The organism is Arthrobacter sp. SO5, from assembly GCF_020532805.1.
Taxonomy (GTDB): domain Bacteria; phylum Actinomycetota; class Actinomycetes; order Actinomycetales; family Micrococcaceae; genus Arthrobacter.
This window is the reverse complement of the sequence record NZ_MQTQ01000101.1, coordinates 47,600-63,786: the sequence shown is the minus strand read 5'-3', so window position 1 is coordinate 63,786 and position 16,187 is coordinate 47,600. Positions and strand designations below refer to the sequence as shown.

The following is a 16,187-nucleotide window of genomic DNA, read 5'->3' as shown; positions in this document are numbered from 1 at the left end:
TCCTAATTCCCCGTCAGCAGTGCATACAGCTTCTGGACCCGGCCCTTAATGTCGTCCCGGACCCGACGCATGCGATCCATGCCTTCGATGCCGCGACCGGAGGGCGCGCCCGTATCCCAGACGTCACGATCCCAGACGTCACGGCGGGTGCCATCGCCTGGAGCGACTTTCGCCTCGTTGCCAGGGTCGATGACGACATCGACCGCGTACAGGATGTCGTCGTGGTCTTCAGTCATCTCAGCACTCCAGGGACGTGGTTCATGGAAGGGAAGTCCGGTTCAGTTGTGGTCGCCGGAGCGGCCATGCGACAGCCCGGTGGGGAAGCCGACGAGCATCGGCTCGGGAGCGGCGCAGCACGAGGACTCGGATGCGACGGCGGCGGCTGCCGGGACGTCGCAGCTTGTGCCGGCGTCGGAGGAGCAGACGCCGGTTTCGGGGAGTTCGAGCTGGACGGTGTCCGCGGCCTCGCGGTCCCCGGCCAGGGCGGCGGCCACGGAGCGGACCTGCTCGTAGCCGGTGGCGAGCAGGAAGGTCGGCGCCCGGCCGTAGGACTTCATGCCGACGATGTAGAAGTCCTTGTCCGGGTGCGCGAGCAATGCTGCGCCGTGCGGGGGGACTGTGCCGCAGGAGTGGAACTCCGGGTCGATCAGCGGGCCGAGTTCGGTGGGGGCCTCCACGGCCGGGTCCAGGTTCAGCCGGAGTTCCCGGAGGATGTCCAGGTCCGGGCGGAACCCGGTGCAGGGAACTACGACGTCGGCCTCGAGGGTCCGGCCGTCCACGGATCCAACGGTGACGTGCGAGGCGAGGGATTTCAGCGAGCTGATGCCGAAGCCGGTGTGCAGTTCGATGGTTCCTGCCTCGACGAGGCGGCGCAGGCGGGCGCCGAGTTGGCCGCGGGCGGGCAGTCCGTCCATATCCCCTCCGCCGTAGACCTTCGAGGCGGACTCGCCGCGGACCGTCCAGAGGATCCGGGTGCCCGGTTCTTCCTTGGCGAGGTCGGCGAGGTTGATCAGGGTGTTGGCGGCGGAGTGCCCGGCGCCGACCACCAGGACACGGCGGCCGGCAAACGCCGCCCGGTCACGGCCCGTGACATCCGGCAGGGGCGAGGAAATCCGGTCCGCGGCGGTGTCTTCGCCGATGGCGGGAAGCCCGGAGGTTCCCAGCGGGTTGCGGGTGGACCAGGTACCGGAGGCGTCAATGACCCCGGCCACGGCGTGGTCGCGGGTTTCTCCGTCCGCGTGCTCGACCCGGACGATGAACGGTGTGTTCTCGCGGTAGCGGGTGTGGGTCTTGTCCATCCCGGCGCGGGTCAGGGCGATGACCCTGACGCCGGTCTGCAGCTGGGAGCTGATGGCCGGGAGCGCGGCCAGCGGGGTCAGGTACTGGTCGATGAGTTCCCCGCCGAAGGGAAGGGCCGTGGGCCCGGGTGATTCCCAGCCGGAGGCTGCGAGCAGGCGGACGGCGGCGGCATCGACGTTGTACTGCCACGGCGAAAACAGCCGGATGTGGCGCCACTGCTCGATCGCGGCGCCCGCGGAGGGCCCCGCTTCCAAGATCAGTGGTTCTAGGCCGTGTTCGATCAGGTGGGCCGCGGCGGCCAGGCCGATCGGGCCGGCGCCGATCACGGCAACGGGAAGGCTCTTTGTCGAATCCATGGTTTCCTCTGTTTCATCCGTAGGTGTGGCCGTTCTTACTGCGGGTGCCTGCCGCAACCCGGGTCGCTGCTGTAGTCGGTATCCATTCAGCTCGCCTCTGTCCGCATTCGATGTCAGCCAGCCCTCCCGGGGCTCGGTAGGGTTATTTGGCGACCGGCGTGAGCGACACGATCAGGGGGCGAAGCTGGATGGGTGATATGCGAGCCGCCAATTCAACTATACGGACGATCGTACAGTAGAATTATTGTGAAGTGCACGAAGAGCGGTCAACATGGATGGCAGAACGGCCAGAGGCCTGAAATCGAAAAAAGTGTCCTGGAGGAAGCGGTGAACATGGCCTCAATCGAAGGGCTCGAGGGTCAAGGACTTGGAACACGTCACGGTCCATGAACTCTCCGCCGCCTACCCGGACCGGCGTGTCGACGCAATCCGGGAGCAGGAGCTATTGCGTCGGCATGACACGATCGTGTTGCAGTTCCCCTAGCATTGGTACTCCGTCCCCGGCATGCTGAAGGAATGGATGGACCAGGTCCTCACATATGGTTGGTAGAGATGACCAGATGCAGCCGCTGGCCCTGCAAAGCATCGCCGCCGGCACCATAAGCGATACGCCGGACCCTGATCTGCTCGTGGATCAGACGAAAATGCCGCCCAGGACTAGTGGAAAGATGTGAGCACCAACGCCTGACCGCCCCGGACATCCGACTTTCCTGCGCCTGGCGGAGGCAGATCGGCCGGTTCCGGGCGGAGGAGTATTGGGCACGGGGCGAGGCGGTGGGCCGGAATCCGGTCGACTACCAACTGGCCTCCGGCGTTGTGTGGGCGCTGCCAGCACGTCGCGCGCACTTGCTCGACGGGACGCTGGAGGAACTTCGCAACACGTGACCACACGGCGCTCTGGCCACATGACAGGAGGCGTGCTGGTGAGGGGAAAATCCCGGTTCGAAGCGCCGTTTCTCCGGGCGGGTCTTAGTACCGGATATCCTTCAGGTCAAAGAACTCTCTGCGGTATTCAGTGGGTGTGATGCCGATCGTCCGCATGAAGTGATGCCGTAGCAGCGGAGCCGCGCCGAAACCAGACTCAGAGGCGACATCTTCCACCGACATGCGAGTCTCCTCGAGCAGTTCCTGGGCCCGTGCAACTCGCTGACGGAGAAGCCACAAATGTGGTGCGCAGCCCATCTCCGCCGCGAAACGGCGGCCGAAGGTCCTTTCGGGCATGCCGGCGACGCGCGCCATTTCAGAGACTGTCATGCTGTGCTTGATATTCTCGGTGATCCAGTCAAGCGTGGGCTGCAGGCTTCTTTCGGAACGGGCAATTGCTGGCCTCTCGATGAACTGCTTCTGTCCGCCGTCCCGATGCGGTGATACGACCATACGTCTGGCGATCCGGTTGGCGACGGCGGTGCCAAGCTCTTTTCGCACCAAGTGCAGGCAGGCATCGATTCCTGCGGCCGTGCCGGCACTGCTGAGTATTGTGCCGTCGTGGGAGTAGAGAATATCGGGATCAACTCGCACATCGGGGTAATCGCTCGCTAGCCGATCGGCGTAACGCCAGTGCGTGGCCACAGTGCGGCCGTCAAGAAGACCCGCCGCCGCCAGGGCGAAGGCCCCGGAACAAAGTGACATCACATAGGCGCCGCGACCGGCCGCGTCCCGCAGCACGTTCAGGATGGCCTCACTTGGCGGCGCTATCAGCGAGGACGAGGGAACTGCGACCAGGTCAGCGTCCGCGGCATCGGCCAGCGCACCGGTCGCGGTGACGAAGGCACCTGCCCCCGCCGACAGAGGCTCCTCCGGTGTTTCGGCACACACCAAGTATTCGAATCTTGGTACGCCATCGGCAGAACGGTCGACGCCAAATACCTCCGCCACAACGCCCAACTCAAACAAAGACACCGGTGGTTGCAGGATGACCGCTATCTTCTTCAGCACCTCACCATCATATGGCCGGATTTTGTCCATAAACAGCGTTTACGCCACTGTCGCTGCAGAGCTTGACGCTGGAGTATTGCTAGCATGACTACTCAACCAGCCGCCGGCCCGACCATGATGTACGGGCACGCCGGCCCCATGACTGCCTGGACCACCCAAGGTGACGGGATCGACAAGATCTCACCACGCCAAGTGCCGATACCGACACCCGGCCCTGGGGAAGTGCTCGTGAAGATCGCGGCGCTGTCCCTTAACTATCGGGACCTGTTGGTCATTGGCGGTAAGGGTGGTTGGAAGCCGGCCCACCGTGTGGTGCCAGTTTCCGACGCCGTGGGCACGGTTGTCGACGTCGGCGAGGGCACAGACCGATTCGCCGTCGGGGACCGAGTCTCGGCGATATTCCTACCCAAGTGGCAGTCCGGACCGCTCACGCGTGAGACTTACGTGACCCCTATAGGCGGCCCGGCTAACCGCGGCATGCTTGCCGAATACGTCACGATCGATCAGGACGAGGCCGTGAGCGCACCACGCACCCTCGACGACGAGCACGCCGCCACGCTGCCGGTCGCTGCCCTTACCGCCTGGCACGCCGTCGTGCGCCGCGGACGCATCCAGCCAGGCCAAACGGTTCTCATTCACGGCACCGGCGGCGTTTCGTTGTTCGCGCTGCAGTTCGCTCTTGCACTTGGAGCGGTCCCCATCATCACCTCCAGCAGCGACGAAAAAATCCGCAAATTGCACGCGCTGGGTTCCCTCAAAGCGATCAATTACCGGAAGACTCCCGATGTGGCCTCGGAAGTCCTCAGACTTACTGGCGGGGAGGGCGTTGACCACGTCATCGAGACGATTGGCGGCGAGAACTTGAACCACTCCCTGGGGGCCGTGAAAATTGGGGGAGCCATCGCCTTCATCGGGCTCATCGCCGGTCTGGCGGCGCCTATCAACACCTACGAGTTCGTCAGCAAAAACGTGACAATTCATGGCGTCGAAACCGGATCGCGTGAAATGTACGAGGAAATGGGTGCGTTCATCGACGAACACTCCATCCGCCCCTTGGTCGACTCGACATACACAGCCGACAAGATCCACGAGGCACTCCAGCACCTGGAAGATGGCCGGCACTTCGGCAAGATCGTGATCTCAATGCCGCCTTCCCCGCTGCCCGGGTGACTCCTGGCCGACGCTCACGCCACGCTCACCTTCGAGGCAGGGAAACGCCCGGTGGGGTCGCATCGCGGACAGCGACCACAGGCCCGGGAAGAGTCGCGCCCCACGAGGAAGCCGAGGTCGTCACGTGCAAAATGTTCTGCCTCGATCAGATCTGTCCCGTCAGTCGTCAACAGTCTGTGGGCGCCGGTTTCCGGCTCTAATAAGGAGGCTGCGAGTTCACGAGAGCTCTCAGCTGTGACTTTCGGTCCACTGGACCCCCCTGTGGGCGGCACATCCGGTTCTTCAAACGTCTTCGACGAATACACGCGCACGCCGCTGGCGCACATCCCGTGCCGGTCGTTCCACCACATTCATCGACCCGGGATCGCCCAGGCAGGACGGCGCCGCCAAATCATTCAACGCCCACTTCAGAAGGGATACTCCGGAGAAACCATCGTCCCCATGGTCGAAGCCAAACGGTAATGGGAAGCCTGGACCCAAGAAAACCAATTAGCTATCGCGTAGACGCCGGATTGGAACGGGGCCCAGCAAGTCCGGGTGAGGGCATCGGCTGATTTTGGCGAGAGGAGGCCGACGGATCGGCTGCTTCTGTGGGGGCGTGCGTCCATCATGGAGTCACGCTGTGGGTTTCTGGATCTTGCCGAGGACTCGCGACACTAGCAGGAGATCCTCGTTGGTGAGGTTGGACGCGAACTTACTCTCGATCGCGCTGATGTAAACCGGGGCCGAGGCGCGGAATTCGGCCAATCCGGCCTTCGTGATGACAGCGTACGCCGAGCGGCGGTCGTCAGGGTGGCCCTCTTTGGTGATCAGGCCTCGGGCGACCAAGTCGTCTACGAGCCGGCTGACCCGGGTTCGGCTAAGGACCACTCGTTCTGCGAGGTCGCTCATCCTCAGTCGGCCCTCTGGTTCGGTTGCCAGTTCGAGCAGAACATCGTACCACGACAACGGTAGTCCGGTCTGACTTTGGACTTCCTTGTCCAGGATTGGGACAAGGGCAGCGTGTACTTGGAGCAGTGCGCCCCAAGCATCGGAGGCGAGCTTCTTGCGGGAGGGCATGAGTTAATCGTATTCGATGTTGCGTGCACACGCACGCTCCTTTATAGTTGTGTGCACACGCACATAACTATGGAAAGAAGGCATCATGGTCGAACTCATCAGCCGCGACGAACTCCAGTTGGCAATCGACTCGGGAACTGTCACTGTAATCGACGCGCTAGGGGGTATGTACTACGAGCAGCAGCACCTGCCCAAGGCGCTGCCACTCGTGGAAGCCGACGTGGCGGCACGGGCATCGAGCCTGCTCCCGGACAAGAACGCTGCGATCGTTACCTACTGCTCCAATGAGTCCTGCCCGAATAGTCAGAGCGTAGCGAACCGATTGGCGGCAGCTGGGTACACCAATGTGCGCAAGTACCGCGAAGGTATTCAGGACTGGGTAGAAGCGGGCCTGCCGATCGAGTCTGGCGCGTTCGTCAACGCCTAACGATGTCCCCAATCATGCCGGCCTTCGCCGTGACTCCGGCATCTTCCTGACTTCCGTGGAGGCCACCGATGCAACGGGCCTAAGTGGCGGAGCCTGCAGAGACGCCATTTCCTAGAATGGCGAGACAATAAGCAAACCCGGAGCGACTGAGAACAGGAGATGCCGCCCCAAGAAATGATGATCAGCGTCCTGTCGTCGACGTGCCCAGATGCGGGTTCTAGCGGTCGTTGCAACACCCAGACCTTTGGGCGTTGCAACGACCGTGGTCCGTCTGAGCAGGGATCCGTCCGGGCGGGTGCGGTATGGGCAGGATCGGTAGCAGGCGTTTTTCGAGGCCGCTAGGGAGCTCGGATTCGACGCCGCGACATGTGCCGGCTGGGTCCGTAGTGCCGGGTTGAAGAGCCGCGGGAAAACGGGGACCGGGCCGAGACGCCAGCCCAGCCAAGGATCCCTCTGAGGTTTCGGCGGCAAGCCGGAGGCAGGGCAGTCTCGAGGTGTTGATCTGTTTTCAGTCTGCCGCTTCTGATTTCGAAGGTGGCGCGGCCGATGGCGGTTCCTTCAGGTAGATTCGTTGAACGGCCGGCCAGTCGTCGTCGCTCATGGGGCGGATCGTGACCGCGGACTGTTTCGGCGCGGTCATAGGATAGCCGGGAGTCCGGCCGTTAGCTCCAGAGCCCCGGGAACCAGGGAGTAATAGGTCCAGGTTCCGCGCTTTTCGCGGTGCAGCAGACCCGCGTCGACCAGGATCTTCAGGTGGTGGGAGACGGTGGACTGGCCCAGGTCCAGCGGTTCGGTCAGGTCGCACACGCAGGATTCACCGGAGGCTTGTGCCTTGACGATGGAGAGCAGCCGCAGTCGGTTCGGATCGGCCAGCGCCTTGAAGGCCATGGCCGCGACATTGACATTCTTCAATATATTGCCGAAGGCCTCGGGTCAGGAGTGGCACCGGCGCTGGCCCGGTTTATGTGTTGGCGACGACCTCGCCGAAGAGATGCCCGGTGGTTGCCCGGGCATCAACGCCGGGATCGCGCTGGCCAACGCCGTCATCATCGTCCGCCGGCGTCGTCGGCCCTTGGGCGGGGAGCGCGGTGCCGCCAACAGGCTGGCACCCCGTGCTGGAGGCCTGATCCATCACGCCGACGCTTAATAGCAGTCCGAGGGGCTGCGTCCGTCCGCGCGACTGCTCGTGACTTAGCGAATTGGGCTGGCAGCCTTCAAGAGCGGACGAGCCGGGCGATGGCGTCGGAGGCTTCCTTGATCTTGATGTCTGCCTGCTCCCCGCCGAGCTTTGCGGCGTCGACGACGCAGTGTTTGAGGTGGTCATCGAGGAGTCCGAGTGCGACGCCTTCCAGTGCCTTGGTGAGGGCCGATATCTGGGTGAGGATGTCGATGCAGTACGTTTCCTCGTCGACCATGCGGTGGATGCCGCGGGCCTGGCCTTCGATGCGTTTGAGGCGGGCGAGGTATTTGCTTTTGTCACCGATGTAGCCGTGCATGGTGTGGCACGACTCTGGGGTGGCCTCGGCGGGAGTGATTGTTTCCATGGCGTTGTCCTTTGTTCTCCGTTCTTTGCTACATGGTTGCAGAGTTAGCGCTTCAGCGCCGCATTTGTGCTGGTTTCGGGCCGCAGGTCCAGCCGGTGCAGTAGCTGGGCGTTGAGAGCGACGACGATCGTGGACAGCGACATCAGGATCGCGCCGACCGACATCGGCAGGATGAAGCCGGCCGGGGCGAGGACGCCCGCGGCGAGGGGTACGGAGACGAGGTTGTAGCCGACCGCCCACCAGAGGTTCTGTTTCATCTTGCGGTACGAGGCGCGGGACAGTTCGATCACGGACAGTACCGAGCGGGGGTCATCGCTGGCGAGGATTACGCCTGCCGAGGCGATGGCGACATCCGTGCCGGCGCCGATGGCGATGCCGACGTCGGCCTGGGCGAGGGCGGGGGCGTCGTTGACGCCGTCGCCGACCATCGCGACCTTCCGTCCCTCGTGTTGGAGCTCTTTGACCTTCTCTGACTTGTCTTCGGGGCGGACCCCGGCGAAGACGCGGTCGATGCCCAGCTCGGCGGCGACCGATTGGGCTACAGCCTCGGCGTCGCCGGTGATCATGACGACCTGCACGTCCAGTGCGTGCAGCGCCTGGACGGCCTGGCGGGACTCCTCGCGGACCTCGTCGGCGAGTCTCAGGGCGCCGATCACAGCACGCTCGGCCAGGACGTGCAGGATGATCGCGCCCTCCCCGCGCCAGGAACGGGCGATGGCCAGCTCGCTGCCGCTTTGCTGCGCCAGCAGGTTGGGTCCGCCGACCTGGATGCGGGTTCCGTCCACTGTGGCGGTGACGCCGACCGCTGGTGACGATACGAAACCGGACGCCTTCGGGATGGCAAGTCCACGGCTCTTTGCCGCATTGACGATCGCCCGGGCCAGCGGGTGCTCGGAGTCGGCCTCGGCGGCCGCGGCCAGCGCCAGGATCCGGTCCTCGCTGAGGTCGCGGGTAGTTTCGACGGCGGTGACGGTGGGCTCGCCCTTAGTGAGGGTGCCGGTCTTGTCGAACAGGACCGTGTCCACGGTGCGCATGCTCTCCAGCGCGAGCCGGTCCTTGATCAGCACACCGCCGCGGGCGGCGCGTTCGGTGGCGATGGAGACGACGAGCGGGATTGCCAGGCCGAGCGCGTGGGGGCAGGCGATCACCAGGACGGTGATGGTCCGCACGACACCGAGGTCGGGCAGGCCGACCATGGTCCATACGATGGCGGTCATGACGCTGGCACCGAGCGCGAACCAGAACAGCCAGGCCGCGGCAGTGTCGGCCAGGCGCTGGGCGCGGGAGCTGGAGTTCTGCGCGTCGGTGACCAGGCGCTGAATTCCAGCCAGGGCGGTGTCCTCGCCGACGGCGGTGATCTCGATCCGGAGCCCGGAGTCGGTGGCGACGGTTCCGGCAACGACGTGGCCCCCTGCACTGCGGCGCACGGTGCGGGACTCGCCGGTGATCATTGACTCGTCCATGCTTGCCGAGCCGGAGACGATCCTGCCGTCCGCGGGCACCCGGCCTCCCGGACGAACGACGACGGTGTCACCGAGCTCCAAATCCGACGGCGGTACCGGCACGGTCGTATCGCCGTCGACGCGTTCGGCAACGTCCGGCAGGAGCGCGGCGAGGGAATCCAGAGCCGAGGTGGTCTGGGCCAAGGAGCGCATCTCGATCCAGTGGCCCAGCAGCATGATCACGACCAGCAGCGAAAGCTCCCACCAGAAGTCGAGCTCGTGGTGCAGCAGGCCAATGCTTGCACCCCAGGAGGAGAGAAAAGCGACGGTGATCGCGAGGGCGATCAGCAGCATCATCCCGGGTTTGCGCGAGCGGAGTTCATCCACGGCGCCGGTGAGGAACGGCTTGCCGCCCCACACATACAGGACCGTGCCCAGGATCGGGGAGATCCACGGTATCCAGGGCACATCGGGAATCGTGTATCCGAGGATCGTCGAGAACATTCCGGAGAAACCCACCACCGGGACCGCCAGGACCAGCATGATCCAGAACAGCCGCCGGAACTGCCCGACGTGGTCACCATGCCCACCGTGGCCAGCAATGTCATGTCCGGCGTGACCGGAGTCGGCCTCTGCGGAGGGGTGTTCAGGCACGGTTGAGACGGTACCGTCGTGGTGAAGGGCGGCCGCGTCCGGACCTGCGGGGCCGGGGTGCATTCCGTGGCCGCCGTGTTCCTGGTGCTCGTTCATGGTCTTTACCCTCTGGCTGGTCTGGATGGGTCTCTGACAAGAGTGGTCGGGGTGGTGCCGGCTCCGCCCGGCACCACCCCGAGACGCTCAGGCGGCCGTGGCGTACTTTGCCGGGTCGCCGTCGAACAGGGGTCCGCAGCCTGCGCAGCAGAACCAGTAGCGGTTGCCCTCGTAGTCGCGGAAGAGGCCTGCGGATTCGGCGTCTGCCTTCGCGACCCGGCTTCCGGTCATGACGGGGCACTCGGCGAGGTCATCGCTGCTGACCCCGAGGAGGTTCTCGGCTGAAGGAGACATGGCGGCGGCGGGGGCCTTGCCGTTGTCGGTGGCGCTGGTGCTGCAACAGCTGTTGCTCATGGAAGGGTTTCCTTTCGGTGGAACGGGAGTGCTCGGATGAGCTGAGGCGAATAACAATTACAATATACCCCTAGGGGGTATATTTCAGGCCGGCGTGAAGAGCCCCGTTGGATTGGCGCCAGGTGGCGCTGTCCGGGCGGGGGCGGCTGCCGGTTAGCCCGCGTTTGTTGTACTTTGCGGGGCCGGTGTCGAGGGGGTCCGGAAGAGGCGCAGCAGAGCTAGTAGTGATTGCTCTCGTGGTCCCGGACGAGGCCGGCTGCCTCGGATTGGTCTTGACGGCCGTGCTCCCTGGCATACCTGGACACTCGGAGCGGTCCCCCTGTAAGTGACGGGCAGGCTGTGAGGCGGGTGCGTGATTTTGGCACATAATTGATCTTTCTTTGGGTGGGGATGGTCAGACGCCCTGCAGTTGCCGCACGGGAGTGTGCGGTGCTGACGTGGACGCCGTGGTGTTCGCCTTGGACTTGAAGGACCGCAGGCGAAGGCTGTTGCTGAGGACGAATACGCTGGAGAACGCCATGGCGGCTCCGGCGAGCATCGGGTTCAGCAGTCCGAACGCGGCCAGCGGAATGGCTGCGACGTTGTAGGCGAAGGCCCAGAACAGGTTTGTCTTGATGGTGCCCAGGGTCTTGCGGGACAGGCGGATGGCATCGGCGGCGGAGCGGAGGTCCCCGCGCACCAGTGTGATGTCTGCAGCTTCGATCGCGACGTCCGTCCCGGTTCCCATCGCCAGGCCCAGGTCGGCCTGGGCGAGGGCCGCGGCGTCGTTGACGCCGTCGCCGACCATCGCCACGACCTTCCCTTCGGACTGCAAGCGGGTGACGACGTCGACCTTGTCTTTGGGCATCACTTCGGCAATGACCTCGGTGATTCCGACCTCGGCCGCGACCTGCTCGGCGACCGCCCGGTTGTCTCCGGTCAGGAGAACCGGAGTCAGCCCGAGTGCTTTGAGCTGGGCGATCGCCTCGGTGCTGGTGGCCTTGACCGCGTCGGCGACGACCAGCACTGCGCGGGCCTCACCATCCCAGGCGACCGTGACTGCGGTCTTGCCTTGGGCTTCCGCTGTGGCTTTGGCGAGGGCGAGCTTGCCGGGAAGGTGCAGGGACCAGTCCGCCAGCAGGCTCTCGCGCCCGACGAGCACGGCATGGCCCTCGACGGTGCCTTGCACGCCTTTGCCTTCGACGTTCGTAAACGACTCCGGTACCGGAAGTGATCCGATCCGCTGGGTTGCGCCCTGGGCGATGGCTTGGGCGATCGGGTGTTCGGAGGCGTCCTCCAGTGCGCCGGCCAGCCTCAGGACGTCCTCGCGGGTGGTTCCGTCGGCGGTGAACACGTCAAGCAGCGTCATCTTGCCCGTAGTGACCGTTCCAGTCTTGTCGAGCACGATCGTGTCGACCTTGCGGGTGGACTCGAGTACTTCCGGGCCTTTGATCAGGATGCCCAGCTGGGCGCCCCGTCCGGTGCCGACCAGCAGCGCGGTCGGCGTTGCGAGTCCGAGGGCGCAGGGGCAGGCGATGATGAGGACCGCGACGGCGGCCGTGAACGCGGCGCTGAGCGGGAAGCCGGCACCGATCCAGGCTCCGAGCACCACGACGGCCACGGCGATGACGATCGGCACGAAAATCCCGGAGATTTTGTCGGCAAGGCGCTGGACCTCGGCCTTGCCGGACTGGGCGTCTTCAACGAGCCTGGCCATCTGTGCCAGCTGGGTGTCCGAGCCGATCCGGGCGGCGCGCACGACCAGGCGGCCGCCGGCGTTGACGGTCGCGCCGGTCACTGCATCGCCCTCGCCGACTTCGACCGGGACTGACTCGCCAGTGAGCATGCTCGCATCCACCGCCGAGGTGCCCGCGACAATCACCCCGTCCGTGGCGATCTTTTCACCCGGGCGGATGACGAACTCGTCGCCCACCGACAGCTGCTCGACGGGGATCCGGGTTTCGACCCCGTCCCGGAGCAGCGCGACCTCCTTGGCCCCCAGCCCCAGCAGGGCGCGCAGGGCGGCCCCCGCCTGGCGCTTGGACCGCTTCTCGAAGTAACGCCCGGCCAGGATGAACATGGTCACCCCGGCGGCGACTTCCAGGTAGATGTTCCCGGCACCGTCCGAGGGGCTGATCGTGAACGAGAACCCGTGGGTCATTCCCGGCTGTCCGGCTGTTCCGAAGAACAGTGCGAAGAGTGACCATAGCAACGCAGCGGACGTGCCGACCGAGACCAGCGTGTCCATCGTGGCCGCGCCGTGGCGCAGGTTGGTCCACGCGGCCTTGTGGAACGGCCAGGCCGCCCACACGATCACGGGAGCGGCGAGCGTCAGGGACGCCCACTGCCAGTAGTTGAACTGCAGCGCCGGGATCATGGCCATCAGGATGACCGGCACCGACAGCACGATTGAAGCGATCAGCCTGTTCCGCAGCGATATCAGGTCCGTGTCGGGCTGCTCCGCATCGGCGTTCGCCTCCTGGGTCCGTTTCGGCGTGGGGAGTGCCGCCGTGTAACCGGTCTTTTCGACCTCGGCAATCAGCGCCAGCGGGTCCAGGCCGGCGGGCGCGGTGACCTTCGCCTTTTCAGTGGCGTAGTTCACGGTCGCGATCACGCCGTCGAGCTTGTTCAGTTTCTTCTCGATCCGCATCGCGCACGAGGCGCAGGTCATCCCTCCGATCTCAAGCTCGATGATGTTGCCCAGCTCTTGCGCCTGGGCCGATGTTGCAGACATGGGTCCTCCTCGGTGGTGCGCTTCCTGATCACGGGATGGACCAGGCTCGTGGTGTCTATGGTGGTCAGTGGCCGGAATGTCCGGCAGACTCGCCCGGATCCGCCGACTCGGTGGGCCCGGCGGACTTGCCCGGAGCTGCGGGCTGAGCGGCCGTGGTTCCGGTGGCGTTGAGGACAAATTCGGCCGTGTGGACCTGTCCGTCGACCTGAAAGTCCAGGTAGAGCAGGTAGCGTCCCGGGGTCGGGGCCTCGGTCATGAATTTCACGTCCGGGCCGGAGATGGCGCCGGGGCGGGGTTCCTCGCCCTCGGGGTGGACGTGCAGGTAAGCCAGGTCCCCTTCGCGCAGTGCGACAAGGTGTCCGTAGGAACCCAGGTACGGCTGCAGTGTAGTGACCGGTTTCCCGTCACGGGAAACCGAGACTGTGAGCATGGCATGTTCACCGGCGCTCAGCGTGCCGGTGAGGTCCACGTTGTAGCCGTCGACCGTTTCCGCGGCGGACGCCGGAGCCGGCGTGGCGGGGGTGAATTCTCCGGCCGCCTGGACCGTACGGGTCAGAGTGATGTTCTGTCCCGTTGCTGCCGGGACGATGTCTGCATAGACCCGGTAGCTGCCGGCGGCGTTCCACTTCCAGGGCAGTGACCATGCGCCATGGGCGTCCATGGTGGGATGCACATGGCGGAACTGGGTTCCGTCCGTGCGCACCACGATCAGGTGGAGTTTCTTGTCGTGGGAGGCCTCGAAGTCGGTGACCGGCTTTCCTTTGGCGTCGGAGATCGTGAACGAGAGGGTTCCCTCTTGACCTGCCGTGCCGGGGGAGGAGACATTCCCCAAGAGGAACCCGTCCTGCTCCATCGACAGGCCTTTCACTGAGGCGGCAGGCTGTGTGTCGTTGCTGTCCATGACATGTCCTTCCGTTGACTGTGCCCAGGCCGCCGCGGTCTGGGCGGGGACCACTGCGCCTGCGGCAGCAAATGAAGCTGTGAATAAGGCCGCCAGTCCCGCTCCAAAGAGTCCGAGCTTTACGGGGACCTTCACGGGACACGCACCGCCCCGTAGCCGGCTTCGCTGACCGCTGCAAGGACTGCTGCGTCGTCCAGTTCGGCCTGGCTGGTCACGACAAGCCTGCCGGTCTTGGCGCTCACGTCAATCGACTGGATGCCTGCTATCTGACCGATCTCTTCCCGGATCGACGTCTCGCAATGACCGCAGGTCATTCCGGTCACCTGATATTCGCTCGTTGTCATCCGAATTCTCCTCTGCTGGTCCGAAATATACCCCTAGGGGGTACTGGTATGCTCAACCATATACCCATGGGGGGTATTTTGGATACCATACCCCCGTAGGGTATAAATCGAGTTGGGAAATCGCCAACAACGCAATCGAAGGGAATCTGGAATGTCTCAATCAACACCGCGGCCGGGGAAGAAGAGGCTCGCGCTCTTCCTCATCGCACTCGCGCAGTTCGTCGTGATCATGGACACCTCAATCGTGGGGGTAGCGTTGCCCCGAATCCAGGAGGAACTGGGCTTCAGCCCCGAGAGCCTGTCCTGGGTTTTCAACGCCTACGTCATCACATTCGGTGGGCTCCTACTGCTCGGCGGGCGTCTAGGGGATGCCTTCGGCGCCCGACGGATGTTCACCACTGGCTGGGTCGTACTGCTCGCCGGTTCCGCCGTCGCGGGGCTTGCCGGGAACGTCGCGTTCGAGTTGATCGGACGCGGCGTACAGGGAGCCGGTGCGGCACTCATCGCACCCGCGGCACTCACGCTGCTGATGAAGACGTTCGGGTCGAGCCCGAAGGAGCTCGGTGGTGCATTGGCCCTCTATGGTGCGGCCGCACCGGCAGGGGGAACAGCGGGTGTGTTCCTCGGCGGGGTCATAACCGAGTACATGTCGTGGCCGTGGGTCTTCTTCATTAACATCCCGCTCGCCCTCGTGGTTGTGGCCCTCGTCGCCAAGGCACTCCCGGCAGACGGACCGCGCATTCGCGGCTCCATCGACATCGCCGGCGCCCTTCTCGTCACCGCAGGACTCGCCCTCGGTGTCTTCGCGATTGTCCGAGCGCCCGAGGCCGGATGGGCCAGTGTAGAAACGTGGGGAACTCTCGCCGGAGCCGCAGCCTTGCTCGCACTGTTCGTGCTCGTTCAGGCCCGCCGGAAGGAGCCACTGATGCGACTGTCGATCTTCCGTATCCCAAATCTGGCAGCGGCCAACCTAGCGCAGCTGCTGCTCGCCGCCGCCTGGATCCCGATGTGGTTCTTCCTGAATCTCTACCTGCAACAAGTCCTGGGCTACTCGGCGTTCCCCAGCGGTGCCGCGCTCCTGCCAATGACCGCATTCATCATGATCACCATGATCGTGCTTGCACCGCGACTCACCGCGCGATTCGGGCCGAAAGCGATGAGCGTGAGCGGTCTCATCGCCCTCGCAGGCGCCCTGATGTGGTTGTCCTTCGCCCGCGTGGACGGAAACTTCTGGGTGGATGTCCTGCCGGCGTCGCTCCTGGCCGCACTCGGGATGTCCCTGGCGTTCATCCCTACCCTCGGCACGGCGATCTCCAGCGCCCCGCCGCAGGAGGGCGGTCTCGCTTCCGGCCTCGTCAGCACCAGCTACCAGGTCGGATCCGCACTCGGCCTGGCGGCGATGACGGCCATTGCAGCCGCGAACGGTGCGACGGAGAGCGGGAACCTTCCGGCGCTGACCACGGGATTCTCTTCAGCATTCATCGGCGCAGCCGTGATTGCCCTCGCCGGCGCCCTGCTGGCTGCGATTACGCTGCATGCGCCCGCCCCCGCGCCGGTGATCGAAAAAGAAACCATCGCCACTCGCCAATGAAAGCGGTCGGGTGCGGTCACCCTGTCGGTAGCCGCACCCGACAGCCCCATGGATACCACTGTGGCGATTGACGAACTCGTGGCCGGACGCATGCACGCTCTCGCGGCCGGCCTCGCAAACGCTCACAAGCGGCTGGTCTAGAGGCCAAGTTCCGCTCGTTCAAACCGCCGTCGTGGCGAAATCCGTAAGCAGTTCGTCGCAAGCCGCGAACGGACGCAAACTGTGAGCACCGGTATCCTTGAGTCGGTGACCCACCGAGCTAGACGATCAAACTCGACGGTTACAGGCCACTACGGCGCACA

Annotated in this window: 15 protein-coding genes and 1 pseudogene; 5 read left to right on the top strand and 11 right to left on the bottom strand. The window is 64.7% G+C overall.

Translation table 11 applies throughout. The features are described 5' to 3' along the window. Positions 1-2: 2 nt before the first annotated feature. Positions 3-236 (bottom strand): hypothetical protein, encoded by a 234-nt coding sequence (locus BJG92_RS17370; protein ID WP_232085225.1) that lies wholly within the window; start codon positions 234-236, stop codon positions 3-5. Positions 237-278: 42 nt separating this feature from the next. Further along, complete coding sequence (locus tag BJG92_RS17365) at positions 279-1,655, bottom strand: NAD(P)-binding domain-containing protein (protein WP_232085224.1); 1,377 nt, start codon at positions 1,653-1,655, stop codon at positions 279-281. Positions 1,656-2,022: 367 nt separating this feature from the next. Between BJG92_RS17365 and BJG92_RS18660 the strand changes: the two are divergent. Then, positions 2,023-2,205 (top strand): annotated as a pseudogene (locus BJG92_RS18660) (NAD(P)H-dependent oxidoreductase). A 419-nt stretch (positions 2,206-2,624) separates the two neighbouring features. Here the strand turns inward: BJG92_RS18660 and BJG92_RS17355 are convergent. Then, a complete protein-coding gene (locus BJG92_RS17355; RefSeq protein ID WP_232085222.1) occupies positions 2,625-3,590 on the bottom strand; it encodes a helix-turn-helix domain-containing protein in 966 nt (321 codons plus the stop codon). Positions 3,591-3,674: 84 nt separating this feature from the next. Between BJG92_RS17355 and BJG92_RS17350 the strand changes: the two genes are divergently transcribed. Then, positions 3,675-4,760 carry an NAD(P)-dependent alcohol dehydrogenase gene (locus BJG92_RS17350; RefSeq protein WP_232085221.1) on the top strand — a complete coding sequence of 362 codons (1,086 nt, stop codon included), beginning with the start codon at positions 3,675-3,677 and terminating at the stop codon, positions 4,758-4,760. A 615-nt stretch (positions 4,761-5,375) separates the two neighbouring features. Here BJG92_RS17350 and BJG92_RS17340 read toward each other — a convergent pair. Continuing rightward, complete coding sequence (locus BJG92_RS17340; RefSeq protein WP_232085220.1) at positions 5,376-5,819, bottom strand: MarR family winged helix-turn-helix transcriptional regulator; 444 nt, start codon at positions 5,817-5,819, stop codon at positions 5,376-5,378. Between the two features lie 85 nt (positions 5,820-5,904). On the opposite strand from BJG92_RS17340, the gene BJG92_RS17335 reads away from it, so the two are divergent. Beyond that, a complete protein-coding gene (locus tag BJG92_RS17335; RefSeq protein ID WP_232085219.1) occupies positions 5,905-6,246 on the top strand; it encodes a rhodanese-like domain-containing protein in 342 nt (113 codons plus the stop codon). 636 nt (positions 6,247-6,882) lie between these two features. Here BJG92_RS17335 and BJG92_RS17330 read toward each other — a convergent pair. Next, on the bottom strand, positions 6,883-7,134 hold the full coding sequence (locus BJG92_RS17330) for a metalloregulator ArsR/SmtB family transcription factor (RefSeq protein ID WP_232085301.1): 252 nt from the start codon (positions 7,132-7,134) through the stop codon (positions 6,883-6,885). 10 nt (positions 7,135-7,144) lie between these two features. Between BJG92_RS17330 and BJG92_RS17325 the strand changes: the two genes are divergently transcribed. Then, the gene (locus BJG92_RS17325) at positions 7,145-7,393 is read left to right on the top strand and encodes a hypothetical protein (protein WP_232085218.1); all 249 of its coding nucleotides are present in this window, start codon (positions 7,145-7,147) and stop codon (positions 7,391-7,393) included. Between the two features lie 67 nt (positions 7,394-7,460). On the opposite strand, the gene BJG92_RS17320 is transcribed toward BJG92_RS17325, so the two are convergent. The 6 genes from BJG92_RS17320 to BJG92_RS17295 all read right to left on the bottom strand — a co-directional run bounded on the left by BJG92_RS17320 (position 7,461) and on the right by BJG92_RS17295 (position 14,294). Then, positions 7,461-7,790, bottom strand: coding sequence for a metal-sensitive transcriptional regulator (locus BJG92_RS17320; protein WP_269462136.1), 330 nt, complete (start codon positions 7,788-7,790; stop codon positions 7,461-7,463). A 44-nt stretch (positions 7,791-7,834) separates the two neighbouring features. Next, the gene (locus tag BJG92_RS17315; protein WP_232085217.1) at positions 7,835-9,982 is read right to left on the bottom strand and encodes a heavy metal translocating P-type ATPase; all 2,148 of its coding nucleotides are present in this window, start codon (positions 9,980-9,982) and stop codon (positions 7,835-7,837) included. 87 nt (positions 9,983-10,069) lie between these two features. Beyond that, positions 10,070-10,336, bottom strand: coding sequence for a YHS domain-containing protein (locus BJG92_RS17310; RefSeq protein ID WP_374199824.1), 267 nt, complete (start codon positions 10,334-10,336; stop codon positions 10,070-10,072). Between the two features lie 394 nt (positions 10,337-10,730). Further along, positions 10,731-13,049 carry a cation-translocating P-type ATPase gene (locus tag BJG92_RS17305; protein WP_232085216.1) on the bottom strand — a complete coding sequence of 773 codons (2,319 nt, stop codon included), beginning with the start codon at positions 13,047-13,049 and terminating at the stop codon, positions 10,731-10,733. 64 nt (positions 13,050-13,113) lie between these two features. Then, on the bottom strand, positions 13,114-13,950 hold the full coding sequence (locus BJG92_RS17300) for a hypothetical protein (protein ID WP_232085215.1): 837 nt from the start codon (positions 13,948-13,950) through the stop codon (positions 13,114-13,116). A gap of 131 nt (positions 13,951-14,081) precedes the next feature. Further along, entirely contained in the window at positions 14,082-14,294 is a 213-nt protein-coding gene (locus tag BJG92_RS17295) for a heavy-metal-associated domain-containing protein (protein WP_232085214.1), read from the bottom strand. A gap of 151 nt (positions 14,295-14,445) precedes the next feature. Between BJG92_RS17295 and BJG92_RS17290 the strand changes: the two genes are divergently transcribed. Then, positions 14,446-15,885 (top strand): MFS transporter, encoded by a 1,440-nt coding sequence (locus tag BJG92_RS17290; protein WP_232085213.1) that lies wholly within the window; start codon positions 14,446-14,448, stop codon positions 15,883-15,885. Positions 15,886-16,187 lie beyond the last annotated feature (302 nt).